The sequence below is a fragment of the Streptomyces sp. NPDC028419 genome (assembly GCF_055565515.1).
This window is the reverse complement of record NZ_JBVHUE010000005.1, coordinates 290,867-307,808: the sequence shown is the minus strand read 5'-3', so window position 1 is coordinate 307,808 and position 16,942 is coordinate 290,867. Positions and strand designations below refer to the sequence as shown.

Here is a 16,942-nt window from a genome sequence, read left to right as displayed (position 1 = left end):
TCATCCACCGAAGTGGACGGGGTATCAACTTCTGGCGTTGATTTTTGGCACGCTGTTGAGTTCTCAAGGAACGGACGCTTCCTTTGTACTCACCCGCAGTATCACTACTGGGGCTTTCCTCCGGGCTTCGTTCTTCGTTTCCGACTCTATCAGACTCTTTCGCGTCCGATTCCCGGTCGAAACGGGATCCTGCTTTTCGCTTTCCAGGTCTTCGCTTTCGCGTTTCCCTTTTCGGCGATTCCAACTCTACCAGCGCTTTTTCGTCTTCCCGACCACTCGCTCCGACTGCCGAACAGGCATGCGGATAGAAAGGGGGCTGAAGATCAGCGGTTGATGAGGAGGGTTCCCGTCCATGAGCAGTTCGTGCGGTGTTCACACGAAGCGTTCTGGCGGGAGTCACGACAGTACAGGTCTGCCGATGCCCAAGCAAATCGATTCAGGCGTATGGTCTAGTCCACTAGGGCGTCGCGGGAGCGCGTAGGACCTCCATAAGGAGGTGTACTTCGTGCGGAACCGGGACGTCTCATGACTTACCCTTCTCAAAGTACGCCGTCCAGGACAGGTTGTGACGGCGACACGAAGAAGCCCCACCCCTGGGAGGCCCCCCATGACCAGCGTGACGTCCCCACTTGCCGGGCGCGCCATCGGACTCGCGGCAGTGCCCGATCCGGTGTTCTCCGGCGCAATGGTGGGACCGGGCACCGCTATCGACCCCGTGCGCGAGCCCTCGGAGGCGGTGTCCCCCGTCGACGGTGTGGTCGTCTCCCTGCACCCGCACGCCTACGTCGTCGTAGACGCCGAAGGCCACGGTGTGCTCACGCACCTCGGGATCGACACCGTCCAGCTCAACGGCGAGGGCTTCGAGCTGCTCGTCAACAAGGGCGACACCGTGACGCGCGGCCAGACCGTCATCCGTTGGAACCCCGCCGCGGTCGAGGCTGCCGGCAAGTCCCCCATCTGCCCGATCGTGGCGCTGGAAGCGACTCCCGACTCCCTCACCGACGTCGTCGAGTCCGGAGACATGAAGGCCGGAGACGTGCTCTTCGGCTGGCAGTGACGTATCCGCCTGCTCGGGCGAATCGGACATCCAACGCGGCGGGTGGTCCCGCCGCTCAATCGGAGACGGGTGAAATGGAGACAACGCTGCGAGGCGTCGGCGTGAGCCACGGTGTGGCGATCGGCGAGGTTCGGCACATGGGCACGGCGGTTCTCGAACCGCCGGCCAAGCAGATCGCCGCGGAGGAGGCGGAGCGCGAACAGGGGCGCGCCCGTCAGGCCGTGGATGCCGTGGCGGCCGACCTGATCGCGCGCGGCCAGCTGGCCGGTGGCGAGGCCCAGCACGTGCTCGAAGCTCAGGCCATGATCGCTCAGGACCCTGAGCTGATGGCCGACGTCGACCGTCGGATCGTCGTCGGGAGCACCGCCGAGCGCGGTGTGTACGACGCGTTCGCCGCCTACCGCGAGCTGCTCGCGGGCGCCGGCGAGTACATGGCCGGCCGCGTGGCCGACCTGGACGACGTGCGCAACCGCATCGTGGCCCGCCTGCTGGGCGTACCGATGCCGGGCGTGCCGGACAGCGACGAGCCGTACGTGCTGATCGCGCGGGACCTCGCTCCCGCCGACACCGCACTGCTCGACCCGGCGCTGGTGCTCGGTTTCGTGACGGAAGAGGGCGGCCCGACCAGCCACAGCGCGATCCTCGCGCGGGCGCTGGGCGTGCCGGCGATCGTCGCCCTGCCGGGCGCCGGGGAGATCCCCGAGGGCACCGTGATCGCCGTCGACGGCAGCACGGGCGACCTGTTCGTGGACCCGACCGCGGAGAAGCGGGCCGAGCTGGAGGCCGCGGCCGCCGAGCGCAAGGCCGCGCTGTCCGCGTCGTCCGGTCCGGGCGCGACGTCGGACGGTCACAAGGTGCCGCTGCTGGCCAACGTCGGTGGTCCGGCGGACGTGCCGGCCGCCGTCGAGGCGGGCGCCGAGGGTGTGGGCCTGTTCCGCACCGAGTTCCTCTTCCTGGACGACAGCAAGAAGGCGCCGACCGAGGAGAAGCAGGTCGAGGCGTACCGCGCCGTCCTGGAGGCCTTCCCCGAGGGCCGGGTCGTCGTGCGCGTCCTGGACGCGGGCGCCGACAAGCCGCTGGAGTTCCTGACCCCGGCCGATGAGCCGAACCCGGCGCTGGGCGTGCGCGGGCTGCGGTCGCTGCTGGACCACCCGGAGGTGCTGCGCACGCAGCTCACCGCGCTGGCCAAGGCGGCCGAGGGGCTGCCGGTCTACCTCGAGGTCATGGCCCCGATGGTGGCCGACCGCGCCGACGCCAAGGCGTTCGCGGACGCGTGCCGCGAGGCCGGTCTGCAGGCGAAGTTCGGCGCGATGGTGGAGATCCCCTCCGCCGCGCTGCGGGCGCGCTCGATCCTCCAGGAGGTCGAGTTCCTGTCGCTGGGTACGAACGACCTGGCGCAGTACGCCTTCGCGGCCGACCGTCAGGTCGGTGCGGTCTCCCGCCTCCAGGACCCGTGGCAGCCCGCGCTGCTCGACCTGATCGCCATGTCGGCCGATGCCGCCAGGGCCGAGGGCAAGAGCTGTGGTGTCTGTGGCGAGGCCGCCTCCGACCCGCTGCTGGCCTGTGTGCTGACGGGTCTGGGCGTCACCTCCCTGTCGATGGGTGCCGCGTCGATCCCCTACGTGCGCGCGACGCTCGCGAAGTACACGCTCGCCCAGTGCGAGCGTGCCGCCGCCGCGGCGCGCGCCGCGGACAGTGCCGAGGAGGCCCGCGTGGCCGCCCAGGCGGTGCTGTCCGGCGAGTAGCCGGTGCCCCGGTAGGGGTGTGTGGTCGGTACGAGGGGCCTTCGCCATCGGCGGGGGCCCCTCGGTCGTTCCCCCGGCCCGTCCGGGTCAGTGGGGCGGTCCCGGTTCGTCCACCTCGTAGCCCGGTCCGTACTCGACGCCCGGTTCCGGGGGTACGGGCTCGCCGGTGTCGGCGTCGGTGCAGTACGCGTTGAACACCGCGGCGGCGGAGAGGCTGACCAGGCGGCCGCGGTCCAGGCGCCAGCCGTGGACCCGGTCACGAGGGTCCGCGCTGGTGGTGCGCAGGACCAGGCCCCCGGATCCGCCGAGGGCGAGACCGGTGGCCAGGACGGTCACGAAGTCGAGGCGCTCACGGGCCTTGACGCGGGGTGGCGTCGTGGTGTCGTCGGCCGTTTCGGCGTGCAGCACGGCGACGAGCTGTTCGGTCTCGGTGGGGACGCTGCACACCAGGTGGTGCCGGCCGGGTGCGGCCCGCTCCAGCAGTCGCCCGAGGATCAGGCCCGCCCGGTCGAAGCAGGCCTGGCCGACGTCCTGCCCGCAGTCGGCGCAGCTGCCGACGCCGGAGAGCAGCACGGTGGCGTACTCCCAGGTGGCCTGGCGGACGGCCTCGTCGACGAGCCGCGGCAGGAGGGCGCGCAGCGGGGCGTCCCCGTAGGGCAGGCCGGCGGCGGTCCGGGCGAGCTCCGCGGTGAAGTGGGTGCGGGCCGAGGCGGTGTCGGGGTCGGTGCCCCGGTCGGCGCAGTGGTCGGCGTATTCCTGCGGGTCGAAGAGGACGACGGTGGTGTGGGCGCCCCGGAGGGCGAGGGACCGCAGCAGCGCGTCGACCTGGGTGAGGTAGTCCTCGTGGTCGTCGAAGGCGAAGCTCCGGTAGCCGCGCATGGCCGCGAAGTCCCCGGGGTCGGCGATGACGCCGACCGTACCGGGGATCTCGCGGCGCAGGGCGCGGCGGGTGCGCCTGTGCGCGCTGGTGGCGCGGGTGGCGCTCGTGGTGCGGGTGTTCTTCGTGTCTGCCATGGCTCCCCCTGAGTGGCACCGATCGATGCTCACTCAGCGTAACCACGGGCACTGACAGTCACCCCTGGCGGCGGCTGCGGGCCAGCTCCTCGTAGAAGTGGAGGAGGTCCAGGTTGTCCACCGATCCCGGGTTCACGGCCTTGGCCAGGGGCGCGCCCTGCAGGAGGCGCTTGACGGGGACCTCGATGCGCTTGCCCGTCAGGGTGTGCGGGACGCCCGGGACCTCGATGATCTCGTCGGGGACGTGGCGCGGGGAGAGCTCCTCGCGGATCGTCGCCTTGATCCTGGCCCGCAGGTCCTCGTCGAGGGAGGCGCCCGGCACGAGATGGACGAAGAGCGGCATCCAGTACCCGCCGTCCGCCTCCTCCAGGCCGATGACCAGGGATTCCTTGATCTCCGGCAGGCGCTCGACGGCCTCGTAGATGTCGGCGGAACCCATGCGCACGCCCTGGCGGTTGAGCGTGGAGTCGGAGCGGCCGTGGATGACGACCGAGCCGTGGTCGGTGATCGTGATCCAGTCCCCGTGCCGCCAGACGCCGGGGAACATGTCGAAGTAGCTGTCGCGGTAGCGGCTGCCGTCGGGGTCGTTCCAGAAGCGGATCGGCATGGACGGCATCGGGTTGGTGACGATCAGCTCGCCGACCTCGCCGGTGACGGGCTTGCCCGCCGGGTCCCAGGCCTGGAGATCGGTGCCCAGGCAGGCGGCCTGGAGCTCGCCGATGTGCACGGGGAGGGTGGGGACGGCGCCCGCGAAGCAGCTGCACACGTCGGTGCCGCCGCTGACCGAGGCGATCCACAGGTCCTCGGCCACCTCGTCGTGGAGCCAGCGGAACCCGTCGGGCGGGAGCGGGGAACCGGTGGTGGCCACGCACTTCACCGCGGAGAGGTCGAAGTCGCGGGACGGGTGCACCTCGGCCTTGCTGCAGGCCATCACGTAGGCGGCGGAGGTGCCGTACAGGGTGGCCTTCGTGCGCTCCGCGATCCGCCACTGGGCTCCGGTGTCCGGGTAGCCGGGGCTGCCGTCGTACAGGACGACGGTGGTGCCGGTGAGCAGGCCGGAGACGAGGAAGTTCCACATCATCCAGCCGGTGGAGGTGTACCAGAAGAACCGGTCCTGCGGGCCGAGGTCGCAGTGCAGGCCGAGCTGCTTGAGGTGTTCGAGGAGGATGCCGCCCTGCGACTGGACGATCGCCTTGGGGAGCCCGGTCGTGCCGGAGGAGTACAGGACCCACAGGGGGTGGTCGAAGGGGACCGCCTCGAAGACGGGCTCCGCGTCCCCCGCGGTGAGGGCGGACCATGCGAGGGTGCCTTCGGGCGCGGGCGTGCCGAGCAGCGGGATGTGGACGACGGCGCGCAGCGAGGGCAGGTCGGCCCGGAGCTCGGCGACGGTCTCGCGCCGGTCGTGCTCCTTGCCGCCGTAGCGGTAGCCGTCGACGGTGAACAGGACGACGGGTTCGACCTGCTGGAAGCGGTCGAGGACGCTGCGGGCACCGAAGTCGGGGGCACAGGAGGTCCAGACGCCGCCGACGGCGGCCGTGGCGAGGAGGGCCACGACGGCTTCGGGGATGTTGGGGAGGTAGCCGCTGATCCGGTCGCCGGGGCGCACCCCGAGGGTGCGCAGTTCGGCGGCGAGCGCGCCGACCTGGCGGCGCAGCTCGGCCCAGGTGACGGGGACCGGCTCGTGGGTCTCGTCGACGTGGAGCAGGGCGGCCTCGCCGGCGCGCGCCGGGTCCTCCCCCGCGCGCAGGGCGTGCTCGGCGTAGTTGAGGGTGGCGCCGGTGAACCAGCGCGCGCCGGGCATGGTCCGGTCCTCGAGGACGGACGTGTAGGGGCTGGTGAAGCGGACGTCGAACCACTCGGCGACGGCCTGCCAGAAGGTGTCCAGTTCGTCCACGGACCAGCTGTGCAGGGCCGGGTACCCGCCGGTCGCGGGGGCGCCGTGGTGTTCGGCGGCCCAGGCCTGGAAGGCCGTGATCCGGGCCGCCGCGATCCGGTCGGGGCCCGGGGCCCACAGGGGTTCCGGCGAAGTGGCTGAGGTCATGGGTCGGCTCCCGGTCGGTCTGCGGCGCGCGCTTCGTGTGCGTGTGCTCGGGCTCGTGCGTGGGTGGCGCGTGTGGTCGCGCCCCGTGTGCGTACGGTGCCATCGCGCGGGGGTGTGCGCGCGGCGGCTCACAGGGACCATGCCATGTGATCGACATCCGCACCAGAGCCGTCGGCGGCCACCCCGTGTGATCGGTTCGAGGGTGAACGGCAGCTGAACGGAGCCCGCTCGGCCCGGGGCCGGTGGCAGAGTGCGCGGCATGAACGGTCGTGATCTGGTGCGTGCGGTCAAGGACATCGGTACGGCGCGCGGTCGGCGCGCCTGGCGCTCGGCCTGGCGCCACCGGCGCGCGGACGCGGTGGGGCTCCCGCGCCGGGGCGCGGAGCGGGCGCGGGTGCCGGGGGCGTTGATCGGTACGGAGCCCCGGCCGGGCGGCGGGGTGCTGCGCTTCGCGCGCTCCGAGCTGCTGGTCCGGGTGACGCAGGGGGGTGCGGTGTTCTGGGGCTGGGACGGGGCCGGGCCGTCGCCCTCGTGCGCGGTGCTGGGCGGGGGGCCGCAGCCGGATCCGCGGGCGGTGCTGGAGCCGGACACCGGGGGTGGCTGGCGGGTGGTGTCGGAGCGGGTGACGGTGGCGGTGTCCCGCAACGGGCAGGTCGAGGTGCGCACGCCGGGCGGTGCGGTGCTGCGGCGGGAGCGGCCGCCCCGCTGGTGGGAGCCGGTCCGACCGGTGCCCGAGGAGGACGCGGGGGCGACCGGCGGCGCGGCCGGCGGTGCGGGGGCACGGTGGCTCGTGCGCTCCGAGGTGCCGGCCGACGCGCGGTTCTTCGGGTTGGGCGGCCGGGCCTCGGGGCCGCGGCTGCGGGACGGGGTCTACCGGCTCTGGAACACCGATCCGCGGGGCGGTTTCGGGCCGGGGGACGATCCGCTGTACATCACGATGCCGGTGCAGCTGGTCGTCGCCGACGCGGGGACGCACCTGGTGTTCTACGACGACAGCTGGGACGGGCGGGTGTCGCTGCGCGAGGGCGAGGAGGGCGCCGGGTCGGGTCCGGACCGGCCGGGGGTGAGCGAACTGCGCATGGACGGCGGGCCGTTGCGTTGCTGGGTACTGGTGGGGACGCCGGCCCGGGTGTTGCAGGGCTGGTCGGGGCTGACGGGGGCCGCCGCGGTGCCGCCGGAGTGGGCGCTGGGCTACCAGCACGCGCGGTGGGGGTTCGGGAGTGCGGCGGAGGTGCGCCGCGTGGTGCGGGGGTACGTGTCGCGGGGGATCGCGCTGGCGGCCGTACACCTGGACATCGACCACTACGACGGGCACCGGGTGTTCACCGTGGACCGGCGGCGGTTCCCCGATCTGCCGGAGCTGGCGCGGGAGTTGCGGGATCTGCCGCGGGGCGGGGTGCGGCTGGTGTCGATCGTGGACCCGGCGGTGCGGGCGGCCCCGGGCGAGGGGGTGTACGAGGCCGGCGGCGCGGTGGGGGACGCGGGGGCGTTCGTACGCGACGCGGGCGGGCGGGAGGTGCGCGGCGAGGTGTGGCCGGGGAGCTGCGCGTATCCGGACTTCACCGATCCGGCGGTGCGCCAGTGGTGGGGCGGGCTGTACGAGGAGCGGCTCGCGAACGGCTTCGCCGGTGTCTGGCACGACATGAACGAGCCGGTGTCCTTCGCTCCCTTCGGGGACGCGACGCTGCCGCGGTCCGCTCGGCACGCGCTGGAGGGGGCCGGCGGGGACCACCGGGCCGCGCACAACGTGTACGCGCTCGGGATGGCGCGGGCCGGGTACGAGGGCCTGGTGCGGCTGCGGCCGCAGGAGCGGCCCTTCCTGTTCTCCCGGTCGGGATGGGCGGGGATGCAGCGGTACGGCGGCACGTGGTCCGGTGACGTGGAGACGAGCTGGCCGGGGCTGCGGGCCTCGTTGGCGCTGGTGCTGGGGCTGGGGCTCTGCGGGGTGCCGTATTCGGGGCCGGACGTCGGGGGGTTCGGGGGTTCGCCGTCGCCGGAGCTGTACCTGCGGTGGTTGCAGCTCGGCGCGTACCTGCCGCTGTTCCGCACGCACGCGGCGATCTGGGCGGGGCGGCGGGAGCCGTGGGAGTTCGGGGCCGAGGTGGAGGAGCACGCCCGGGCGGTGCTGGCCGAGCGGGAGCGGCTGCGCCCCTACTTCGTCACCTTGGCGCACCTGGCGCAGCGGACGGGGGCGCCGTACGTGCGGCCGCTGTGGTGGGGGACGCCGGAGGAGCGGGGGTTGCGGGACTGTGAGGACGCCTTCTTGCTGGGGGACGCGCTGTTGGTGGCGCCGGTGCTGGAGTGCGGGGCGGACCGGCGGGCGGTCCGGCTGCCCCGGGGGCGCTGGTACGACACGGTGACGGGGGTGGCGTACGAGGGGCCGGGCCAGGTCCTCATTGACGCGCCGCTGGGCCGGATCCCGGTGCTGGCGCGGGCGGGTGCGGTGGTCCCGGTCCGGGCGGCGGACGGGGTCGGGGTCGAGCTGGAGGTGTGGGCGCCGGCGCGCGGCCGTACGGGCGGCGGCCTGGTGGTCCGCGACCCGGGGCCGGGCTTCGGGGCGGCGCCCTTGGAGCGGTACACCTCGCGGTGGGCCGGGGGGGAGGTGGTGGTGGAGACGGAGGTGGGTGAGCGTGTCACGGGGGTGACCGTGCGGGGGCTCTGAGGGTGTGTGGGGGTGCGGGTTCGAGATCGGGGCTCCGCCCCGGACCCCGCGCCTCAAACGCCGGCGAGGCTGGATTTACCCGGCGGGGGTGGGTTTGCTCAGCGGGGCTGGGTTTGCCCGGCAGGGCTTGATTTGCCCGGCGGGGCTGGGTTTGCCCTCGGCAGGGCTGGGTTTGCCCGGCAGGGCTTGATTTGCCCGGCGGGGCTGGGTTCGCCCTCGGCGGGGGTGGGTTTGTCCGGCGGGGCTGGGTTCGCCCGGCGGGGGTTGGTTTGCCCGGAAGGGCTGGGTTTGTCCTCGGTGGGGGTCAGGTGGGGCGGGTTGCGAACCAGGTGGCGACCGCCTGGGTGTGGAGGGGGAAGGCCAGTTCGGCGGGGGCGCGCAGGACGTGCCAGCCCGTGGTCTCGTCCGTGGGGGCGGGCGGGGGCAGGGTGGCGGTCGGGCGCGCGGGCAGGAGGCCGAAGATCAGCAGGTGGCCCGCCGGGGAGCTGTGGACGTCGGCGAGGGCCACGTCCGCGGCGGGGGCGTGGATGCCGGTCTCCTCGCGCAGTTCGCGGACCACCGCGGCGCGCCAGTCCTCGCCGTGGTCGATGAAGCCGCCGGGCAGGGCGACGCCGCCCAGGGCCGGTTCGATGGTGCGGGTGATGACGACGAGGCCGCCGCCCGCGTCGTCCTGGACGGGGAGCAGGGCCACCGCCACGGGGGTGGGGTTGCGGTAGGCGGTTGTTCCGCAGGCGGCGCAGGTCCGGGGCCAGTCGGTGGTGGGGTACGGAGATCCGCAGGCGGAACAGTGCGAGTTCATCAGCGGCGCGGGCATCCCGCGATGGTAGACGAAGGGGCATGAGAACGCTGGCTGTTGCCTCCCTGCTCATGTCGCTCGCGATGCCGGTGCCGGGGTCCGCGCGCGCCCCCGCACCCGACGGGTTCGTCCTCCTCGCCGCCGTGGACCCGACGGTCCGCCAGGAGATGCGCTACGCGGGGGCGGACAACTTCACGGGCGCGGTGGTCGACGGGTACGAGGAGCCCGTGTGCCTGCTCTCACGGCCCGCCGCCGAGGCGCTGGCCCGGGCGCAGCGCGCCGTGTCGGTGCGCGGGTACGCGCTGACGGTGTACGACTGCTACCGGCCGCAGCGCGCGGTGGACCGGTTCGTCCGGTGGGCCGGGGACGCGGCGGACCAGCGGACGAAGGCGGCGTACTACCCGCGGGTGGCGAAGGACCGGCTGATCCCGGAGGGCTACATCGCGGCGCGGTCCGGGCACAGCCGGGGCAGTACGGTCGACGTGGGTCTGGTGCGGCTGCCGCTGGGGCGTCCGGTGGATTTCGGTACGCCCTTCGACTTCTTCGATCCGCTGTCGCACACGGACAGCCCGGAGGTGGCCGGGGCGGCGCGGGAGAACCGGCGGCTGTTGCGGCACGTGCTCGGGGAGCAGGGGTTCGTGAACCTGCCCGAGGAGTGGTGGCACTTCACCTTCCGGCCGGAAACCTTCCCCGACGCGTACTTCGACTTCCCGGTCTCTGTCGGCTCGGTGGTCCGCTGAGTAGCGTCGCCGCATGACGTTCGATTCGTACGAGGAATTCTGGCCCTACTACGTCGCCATGCACGCGCGGGCCGCGACCCGCTGGCTGCACCTCGGCGGCACGCTCACCGGCCTCGCCCTGACCGTCTACGGACTCGGGCGGGGCCGGGCGCGCTATCTGGCCGCCCTGCCGCTGATCGGGTACGGGACCGCGTGGCCCGCGCACTTCCTGATCGAGAAGAACAATCCGGCGAGCTTCGGGCACCCGGCGTGGTCGCTGCGCGGGGACGTCCAGATGATCCGGACGATGCTGGCCGGACGGGACGCCGAGCTCGCGGAGACCGCCGCGAAGTGGCTGGCCGACAACAGGTGACCGCCAACAGGTGACGGCCAACCGGTGACCCGGACGGGCCTGCCGTGACAGACTCCTGACGTATCGTCAGATTCGGGAGTCGCTGTCAGGAGGGGTCTTGGAACGGACACGCACGCCCGTCGTGAGCGGGTGGTTCACCGACACCGGTACGGGAGCGGGCACGGGGGGCGGGGCCGACTTCCGGCTGCTCGGGACCCGGTGCTCCGCCTGCTCCGCCGTCTACTTCCCGCGGGAGGACGCCTTCTGCCGCAATCCCGGCTGCGCGGGCGGCGGCGAGCTGGCCGAGGTACCGCTCTCCCGTCACGGCCGGGTCTGGTCCTACACCGACGGGCGCTACCGGCCGCCCGCCCCGTACGTGTCCGACCCGGACCGGCCCTGGACCCCGTACACGCTGGTCGCGGTGGAGCTGGAGGCCGAGCGGATGGTCGTGCTCGGGCAGGCCGCGCCCGGGGTGACGGTGGCCGATCTGGCCGTGGGCATGGCGGTCGAGGTGGTGCCGGGGGTGTTGAACGAGGACGCGGACACCACCTGGACCACCTGGCACTTCCGGCCGGTGGCGGCGGACGACGGCGACCGGGACGGCTCCGACGACGGTGGGGTGCGGGCATGAGCGGCGGTGACGTGGCGGTCCTGGGGGCCGGGATGCACCCGTGGGGCAAGTGGGGGCGCAGCTTCGTCGAGTACGGGCGGATCGCGGCGCGCGCCGCGCTCGCCGACGCCGGGCTCGACTGGAGCGACGTCGGATCGATCGTCGGCGCCGACACCGTGCGCGCGGGGTATCCCGGTTACGTGGCCGGGGCGACCTTCGCGCGGGCGCTCGGCTGGCAGGGCGCGCGGGTCACCAGCGTGTACGCGGCGTGCGCTTCCGGGGCGCAGGCGATCGGGGCGGCCCGGGCGCAGATCCTGGCGGGGCTGGCCGACGTGGTGCTCGTGGTGGGGGCCGACGCGGCGCCCAAGGGCTTCTTCGCCCCGGCCGGCGGGGACCGGCCGGACGATCCGGACTGGCTGCGCTTCCGGGTGCTGGGGGCCACCAACCCGGCGTACTTCGCCCTGTACGCGCGCCGGCGCATGGCCCTCTACGGGGACACCGGCGAGGACTTCGCGCTGGTCAAGGTGAAGAACGCGGCGGCCGGGCTGCTCAATCCGAACGCCCGCTACCGCAAGGCCGTCACCCCGGAGGAGGTCGCCGCCTCGGCGGTCGTGGCCGATCCGTTGCGGCTGCTGGACATCTGCGCGACCTCCGACGGGGGCGCGGCGCTGGTGCTGAGCAGCATGGACTTCGCGCGGGCGCGCGGGGTCGGTGATCCGGTGCGGATCAGGGCGGTGTCGACGGTGACGCCGACCTATCCGCGGACGGTGCTCGACCTGCCCGACATCGCCACCGATTCCGTGGCGGGGACCACCACCCCGGCGGACGCGGGGTCCTTCCGGTCCTCGATCGCGCGGGCGGCCTACGAGGAGGCGGGGCTCGGCCCCGACGACCTCTCGCTCGCCGAGGTCTACGACCTGTCCACGGCCCTGGAGTTGGAGTGGTACGAGGACATCGGCCTGTGCGGGGAGGGCGAGGGGGCGAAGCTGGTCCGGGAGGGCGCCACCGCGCTCGGCGGGCGGGTGCCGGTGAACCCGAGCGGCGGGCTGGCCTCCTTCGGGGAGGCGGTGCCGGCCCAGGCGATAGCCCAGGTGTGCGAGGTGACCTGGCAGCTGCGCGGTACGGCCGGGGAGCGCCAGGTCCCGGGCGCGCGGGCCGGGATCACCGCGAACCAGGGGCTCTTCGGGCACGGCTCGGCGGTCGTCGCCGTGCGGTGAGGGGGCCGTGCGGGCCGTGAACTGGGGCTGTTGCGCGAACGCTTGACGACCCACGGTGGCGGGTTCACACTTCCTGCACGGTCGCGGGCCCCGAGCGGGTCCGCCCGGCGCACCCCCCATGTGAGCCGCGGTCCGTACCCCAGTCGGCGGGGGTACGGGCCGCCTCCATGCGGGGCCCCGGCGGCCGGCCTCCCCCGCCGGCCCGCGTCAGGTCCGGGTCGGGCTGCGGCGGGCGCGGGCCAGGGACATGGCGTGTTCCACCACACCGACCAGCACGTCCTTGACCGATTCCCGGTCGCGCGCGTCGCAGATCAGCACCGGCACCTCGGGGTCGAGGTCGAGCGCCTCCCGTACGGTGACCGCCGGGTGCCGGTCGGCCCCGTCGAAGCAGTTGACCGCGACCACGAAGGGCAGCTCGCGCCGCTCGAAGTAGTCGACGGCCGCGAAGCAGTCCGCGAGCCGGCGGGTGTCGGCGAGGACCACCGCGCCCAGGGCGCCCGTGGCCAGCTCGTCCCACAGGAACCAGAAGCGGTCCTGGCCGGGCGTGCCGAACAGGTAGAGGACCAGGTCGTCGCGCAGGGTGATCCGGCCGAAGTCCATCGCGACGGTGGTGGTGCTCTTGCCCTCCACTCCCCCGAGGTCGTCCACGGTGCGGCCCGGCTCGGAGAGCACCTCCTCGGTGCGCAGCGGGCGGATCTCGCTGACCGCGCTGACCAGGGTGGTCTTGCCCACCCCGAAGCCGCCCGCGACCAGGATCTTCAAGGTCAGCGGTTCGACCGGCGACACCGCGTGCAGGGCACCGGTGCGGCTAGAGCGCCCGAAGGCCATCTATCACCTCACGCAGAATGGACTCGTCCGGAAGTTCCGCGGGCGGTACCGGTCGGGTCACGTGGACCAGTTCGTCGTCGACGAGGTCGCCGATCAGGACGCGGACGACGCCGACCGCGAGGTCGAGGTCGGCCGCGAGTTCGGCCACCGACTGGGGCCGTTCCGTGCAGAGCCCGAGGATGTGGGCGTGTTCAGGGGACAAGGTCATGTCCCAGACCGGATCGTCGGCCGCCGCTTCGGCGACGACGAGCGCGATCAGGTCGAGCCGGTGCTGGCCCGCGTGGCGCGTCCGGCCGCGGGTCATCGCGTACGGACGGACCACGGGGCCCGCGTCGGCGTCGAACCAGGCGGCCTGGTGGGCGGGATGGGCGGGGTGAGCGGGCTCGGCGTCGAACGCGGGCGCGCGGTGGTCGGGTTCGTGGCCTGGTTCCCTCATGCCGTCCGGCTCACCCTCCGGCTGGCAGCCCGGTGCGCGGTGCGGTCGCCAGGTGGACGCCCACGCGCTTGACCATCAGGGTCATCTCGTACGCGACCTGCCCGACGTCCGAATCGGCGTCGGAGAGCACGGCGAGGCAGCTGCCGTCGCCCGCGGCCATCACGAACAGGAACGCCTCGTCCAGCTCCACCACGGTCTGGCGCACCTGGCCGGACTCGAAGTGCCGGCCGACGCCCTTGGCGAGGCTGTGGAAACCGGAGGCGACGGCGGCCAGGTGCTCGCTGTCCTCGCGGGTCAGGTCCTTGGAGGTGCCGGTGGGCAGGCCGTCGCCCGAGAGGACGACCGCCTTGCGGATGCTGGCCACCCGGTCGACCAGTTCGTCGAGCAGCCAGTTCAGCTGGCCGGGGCCGCGGCCCCGGGAGTCGTTGCCTGTGGTCTGCGGTGCGGTCATCGACCGTCCCCCTCGTTCTCGTGCTCGGTACGGGTCCCGCCAGCGCCGTCCGCCTCGCTCGCGGACTGCTCTGCGTGCTCGTCACGGGCTGCGGTCCAGCCGCGCTGGAGTGCGGACATGCGGATGCGTACGGTCTCCGCGTCCCGGTCGGCGACCGGGTCGGCGGTGGCGTCGGCGGGCGGGGCGGCCGGGGCGTTCTTCAGCTGCGGCGCGAGGCTGGCCTGGCGGACCCGGCGGGGCAGGCCGCCCGGGCCGGTCGGCGCGGGTGCGGGGGTGGGCGCGGACCCGCCGTGGCGCGGCCCGGGTGCGGGCTCGGCGGCCGTGGACGGCGGGACAGCGGCGGCCCGGGGGCCGTCCGTGCGGGGGCCGTCCGTGCGCGAGCCGTCCACCCTGCGGCCGTGTTCGGCGACCAGGGTGGGGGCGCGGTGGCGGCGCGGGAGCGGTACGGCGCCGGACGCGGGGCGCAGGGCGGCGTCCAGGTGGCCGGCGCCCTCCAGGCGGACGGGGCCGGTGGGGGCCTGCTGGCGGCCGGGGTCGCGGTCGGTCGGGCGCAGGCCCAGCAGGGTGCTGCGCGGGGTGCCGTTCGGCGGGGTCTCGTCGTCCAGGGTGGCCATGGCCGGGTGGGCGGTGCCGGGGCCGCCGGGGACCGCTCCCGTCCCGTTGGCGGCGGCGTTGCCCTTGCCCTTGCCGGCCCCCTTGCCGCGGCCGTTGGTGCCTCCGTGGCCGTGGCCCGGGCCGGTGCCGTGGCCGCGGCCGCTGCCCGGGATGCCGGGGAGGCCGGTGGTACCGGTCAGCTCGTCCAGGCCGTGGACGTCGAGGGGCGCCTCCAGCTCGACCGGGCCGTCCAGGAGGGCGGCGGACACCGGGCGCCTGGGCGGCGTACCGTTTCCGCTCCCGTGGCCGATCCCGAGGCCGGCTCCGGTGCCCGGGCCGATGCCCTGGGGGCGCGGTGCGGGGCCGCGGCCGACCGCGGGGCGGTCCGCGCCCTCCAGGCGCAGGCCGCCGCCGTTGGTCTCGGGGGCCTCGGTGAGCAGGTCCACCGGGAGGAACACGATCGCCGTCGTGCCGCCGTACGGGCTGGGCTGGAGGGAGACCTTGACGCCGTGGCGCCGGGCGAGGCGGCTGACGACGAAGAGGCCGAGGCGATCGGTGTCGGACAGCTCGAACTCGGGCGTCTCGGCGAGCCGGAGGTTCGCGTCGAGCAGGGCGTCCGGGTGCATGCCGAGGCCGCGGTCGTGGATCTCCAGGGTGAAGCCGTTGGCCACGCGCTCGCCGTACACCTGGACCGCGGTGTGCGGGGGCGAGAACACCGTGGCGTTCTCCAGGAGTTCGGCGATGAGGTGGGTGACGTCGGCCACGGCGGGGCCGGTGATGCCGAGCCGTTGGAGCCTGCGGACCTCGATGCGCTCGTAGTCCTCGACCTCGGCGACGGCGGCGCGCACGACGTCCATCAGCTGGACGGGCTTGCGCCATTGGCGGGAGGGCGCGGCGCCGGAGAGGATCACCAGGCCCTCGGCGTGGCGGCGCATGCGGGTGGTCATGTGGTCGAGGCGGAAGAGGTCGGCCAGCTCCTCGGAGTCCTCGGTGCGGCGCTCCATGGTGTCGAGGAGGGTGAGCTGGCGGTGCAGCAGGACCTGGTTGCGGCGGGCGAGGTTGACGAACACCTCGGAGACCCCGCGGCGCAGCTCGGCCTGTTTGACGGCGGCCTCGACGGCCGCGCGCTGGAGCGAGTTGAGGGCCATGCCGACCTGGCCGACCTCGTCCTTCTCGTACTCCAGGCGGGGTGCTTCGGTGTCCACGTCCACGTGTTCGCCGGCGGCGAGGCGCCGCATCACGCCGGGCAGCCGTACGCCGGAGACCTCGTGGGCCTCCTTCCGCAGCCGCGAGAGGTCGCGGATCAGGTCGCGGCCGATGCGCACGGACAGCACCAGGGAGACGATCAGGGCGACGAAGCCGAGGACGCCGGCGACGGCGGCCTTGACCAGCACGTCCATCGCCACGGGCTCGACGCGCTTCTGGTAGCGGTTGCCGGCGTCGGTGCCCATGGTGGCGAGGTCGCCGAGGACCTTGCCCGCGGCCTCGTCCCACTGGGCGGCGGTGATCCGCGGGTTCTTGGTCGCGCCCGTGGTCACGAAGCGTTCCTCGGCGTCGCGCAGGGCCTTGGTGTCGGGGCCGCTCCAGAACTGCTCGAACAGCTCGCGGTCGTCGGCCGGGAGGATCGCGAGGTTGGTGTCGTAGAGCAGGGCGCGGTTGGCCATGAGGTCGGAGACGGCGCGGGTGTCCTTGGCGCTGACGTTGCGCGCGGCCAGCGCCGCGGCGATGACCGCGTCCTGGCGGGACAGCGTCTCGCGGGCCCGGGTGATGCCGACCAGGGCCCGCCCCTCCTTGTCCATCTCCACGTTCTCCAGGGCGTGCAGGTTGACGAGGAAGTCGTAGCAGGGGTCGACGAGCCGGCTGTACAGATCCAGCGCCTGGGCCGGGTCGAGGGTGGTCTGGTCGACGGAGTGGCGCAGGGCGCCGATGCCGCGGAAGGCGTCGAGGATCGAGCGCAGCCGCCGGGCGGCGGCGGGGCTGAGCTCCTCGACGACCTCCGGGTCGGTGGCGTTGCGGGTGATGTCCGTGACCATGGCGTCGGTGGCGGCGCGGCGCTGGGCGAGTTCGGCGGTGGCGGCGGCCGAGCGCGGGTCGCCGAGGACCACGAGGGTCTGGCGGCGTTCCTTCTGGAGGACCCGGACGACGTCCTCGATGGGGTAGCCGACCTTGTCGATCACGTAGGCGACGTCGAGCAGTTCGACCGCCTGCCGCCCGGTGATGACGGTCGAGAAGCCCCAGAGGGCGGTGAGGGAGACGAGCGGCACGAGGAGCAACGCCACGATCTTCCGGCGGATGGATTTCCCGCGAAAGCGCATGGCCTCCCCAGCCTCCCCCAGCTGAACCCCGCTGTCGGGGGTCGGTGTTCCGTCAATTAAACGGCGTGAGCCTACTACTGCCGAGGGGCGGCCTCGAAGGCGTGT

Annotated in this window: 14 protein-coding genes; 7 read left to right on the top strand and 7 right to left on the bottom strand. The window is 73.6% G+C overall.

From position 1 onward, the window contains the following. Positions 1-607: 607 nt before the first annotated feature. Both ACZ4UB_RS09000 and ptsP read left to right on the top strand, forming a co-directional pair. Entirely contained in the window at positions 608-1,057 is a 450-nt protein-coding gene (locus ACZ4UB_RS09000) for a PTS sugar transporter subunit IIA (RefSeq protein ID WP_354381604.1), read from the top strand. 74 nt (positions 1,058-1,131) lie between these two features. Then, entirely contained in the window at positions 1,132-2,802 is a 1,671-nt protein-coding gene (ptsP, locus tag ACZ4UB_RS08995) for a phosphoenolpyruvate--protein phosphotransferase (protein ID WP_468069243.1), read from the top strand. 87 nt (positions 2,803-2,889) lie between these two features. Here ptsP and ACZ4UB_RS08990 read toward each other — a convergent pair whose 3' ends face one another. Next, positions 2,890-3,816, bottom strand: coding sequence for a hypothetical protein (locus tag ACZ4UB_RS08990; RefSeq protein WP_468069241.1), 927 nt, complete (start codon positions 3,814-3,816; stop codon positions 2,890-2,892). Between the two features lie 58 nt (positions 3,817-3,874). Next, positions 3,875-5,857, bottom strand: a complete 1,983-nt coding sequence (locus ACZ4UB_RS08985) for an acetoacetate--CoA ligase (protein WP_468069240.1) — start codon at positions 5,855-5,857, stop codon at positions 3,875-3,877. A 259-nt stretch (positions 5,858-6,116) separates the two neighbouring features. Here ACZ4UB_RS08985 and ACZ4UB_RS08980 point away from each other — a divergent pair, with 259 nt between their 5' ends. Next, entirely contained in the window at positions 6,117-8,519 is a 2,403-nt protein-coding gene (locus tag ACZ4UB_RS08980; RefSeq protein ID WP_468069239.1) for a glycoside hydrolase family 31 protein, read from the top strand. 304 nt (positions 8,520-8,823) lie between these two features. On the opposite strand, the gene ACZ4UB_RS08975 is transcribed toward ACZ4UB_RS08980, so the two are convergent. Beyond that, positions 8,824-9,333 (bottom strand): NUDIX domain-containing protein, encoded by a 510-nt coding sequence (locus tag ACZ4UB_RS08975; protein ID WP_468069238.1) that lies wholly within the window; start codon positions 9,331-9,333, stop codon positions 8,824-8,826. Positions 9,334-9,356: 23 nt separating this feature from the next. Between ACZ4UB_RS08975 and ACZ4UB_RS08970 the strand changes: the two genes are divergently transcribed. The 4 genes from ACZ4UB_RS08970 to ACZ4UB_RS08955 all read left to right on the top strand — a co-directional run bounded on the left by ACZ4UB_RS08970 (position 9,357) and on the right by ACZ4UB_RS08955 (position 12,213). Next, a complete protein-coding gene (locus ACZ4UB_RS08970) occupies positions 9,357-10,055 on the top strand; it encodes a M15 family metallopeptidase (RefSeq protein WP_468069237.1) in 699 nt (232 codons plus the stop codon). 13 nt (positions 10,056-10,068) lie between these two features. Then, on the top strand, positions 10,069-10,407 hold the full coding sequence (locus ACZ4UB_RS08965) for an Mpo1-like protein (protein ID WP_468069236.1): 339 nt from the start codon (positions 10,069-10,071) through the stop codon (positions 10,405-10,407). 97 nt (positions 10,408-10,504) lie between these two features. Continuing rightward, complete coding sequence (locus ACZ4UB_RS08960) at positions 10,505-11,017, top strand: Zn-ribbon domain-containing OB-fold protein (protein ID WP_468069235.1); 513 nt, start codon at positions 10,505-10,507, stop codon at positions 11,015-11,017. Then, the gene (locus tag ACZ4UB_RS08955; RefSeq protein ID WP_468069234.1) at positions 11,014-12,213 is read left to right on the top strand and encodes a lipid-transfer protein; all 1,200 of its coding nucleotides are present in this window, start codon (positions 11,014-11,016) and stop codon (positions 12,211-12,213) included. The genes ACZ4UB_RS08960 and ACZ4UB_RS08955 overlap by 4 nt, the downstream gene beginning before the upstream one ends. A 207-nt stretch (positions 12,214-12,420) precedes the next feature. Here ACZ4UB_RS08955 and ACZ4UB_RS08950 read toward each other — a convergent pair whose 3' ends face one another. The 4 genes from ACZ4UB_RS08950 to ACZ4UB_RS08935 are packed head-to-tail and all read right to left on the bottom strand — an operon-like array spanning position 12,421 to position 16,801. Continuing rightward, positions 12,421-13,041, bottom strand: a complete 621-nt coding sequence (locus ACZ4UB_RS08950; protein ID WP_468069233.1) for a GTP-binding protein — start codon at positions 13,039-13,041, stop codon at positions 12,421-12,423. Further along, positions 13,022-13,477, bottom strand: a complete 456-nt coding sequence (locus ACZ4UB_RS08945) for a DUF742 domain-containing protein (RefSeq protein ID WP_354381595.1) — start codon at positions 13,475-13,477, stop codon at positions 13,022-13,024. Before ACZ4UB_RS08945 ends, ACZ4UB_RS08950 begins: the two co-directional genes overlap by 20 nt. Positions 13,478-13,487: 10 nt before the next feature. Next, positions 13,488-13,928, bottom strand: coding sequence for a roadblock/LC7 domain-containing protein (locus ACZ4UB_RS08940; RefSeq protein WP_354381594.1), 441 nt, complete (start codon positions 13,926-13,928; stop codon positions 13,488-13,490). After that, complete coding sequence (locus ACZ4UB_RS08935) at positions 13,925-16,801, bottom strand: nitrate- and nitrite sensing domain-containing protein (protein WP_468069232.1); 2,877 nt, start codon at positions 16,799-16,801, stop codon at positions 13,925-13,927. The genes ACZ4UB_RS08940 and ACZ4UB_RS08935 overlap by 4 nt, the downstream gene beginning before the upstream one ends. Positions 16,802-16,942: the final 141 nt, after the last annotated feature.

Coding starts and splice junctions, on each gene's coding strand:
- ACZ4UB_RS09000 (WP_354381604.1), top strand. CDS start 608: ATGACCAGCGTGACGTCCCCACTTGCCGGGCGCGCCATCGGACTCGCG.
- ptsP (WP_468069243.1), top strand. CDS start 1,132: ATGGAGACAACGCTGCGAGGCGTCGGCGTGAGCCACGGTGTGGCGATC.
- ACZ4UB_RS08990 (WP_468069241.1), bottom strand. CDS start 3,816: ATGGCAGACACGAAGAACACCCGCACCACGAGCGCCACCCGCGCCACC.
- ACZ4UB_RS08985 (WP_468069240.1), bottom strand. CDS start 5,857: ATGACCTCAGCCACTTCGCCGGAACCCCTGTGGGCCCCGGGCCCCGAC.
- ACZ4UB_RS08980 (WP_468069239.1), top strand. CDS start 6,117: ATGAACGGTCGTGATCTGGTGCGTGCGGTCAAGGACATCGGTACGGCG.
- ACZ4UB_RS08975 (WP_468069238.1), bottom strand. CDS start 9,333: ATGCCCGCGCCGCTGATGAACTCGCACTGTTCCGCCTGCGGATCTCCG.
- ACZ4UB_RS08970 (WP_468069237.1), top strand. CDS start 9,357: ATGAGAACGCTGGCTGTTGCCTCCCTGCTCATGTCGCTCGCGATGCCG.
- ACZ4UB_RS08965 (WP_468069236.1), top strand. CDS start 10,069: ATGACGTTCGATTCGTACGAGGAATTCTGGCCCTACTACGTCGCCATG.
- ACZ4UB_RS08955 (WP_468069234.1), top strand. CDS start 11,014: ATGAGCGGCGGTGACGTGGCGGTCCTGGGGGCCGGGATGCACCCGTGG.
- ACZ4UB_RS08950 (WP_468069233.1), bottom strand. CDS start 13,041: ATGGCCTTCGGGCGCTCTAGCCGCACCGGTGCCCTGCACGCGGTGTCG.
- ACZ4UB_RS08945 (WP_354381595.1), bottom strand. CDS start 13,477: ATGAGGGAACCAGGCCACGAACCCGACCACCGCGCGCCCGCGTTCGAC.
- ACZ4UB_RS08940 (WP_354381594.1), bottom strand. CDS start 13,928: ATGACCGCACCGCAGACCACAGGCAACGACTCCCGGGGCCGCGGCCCC.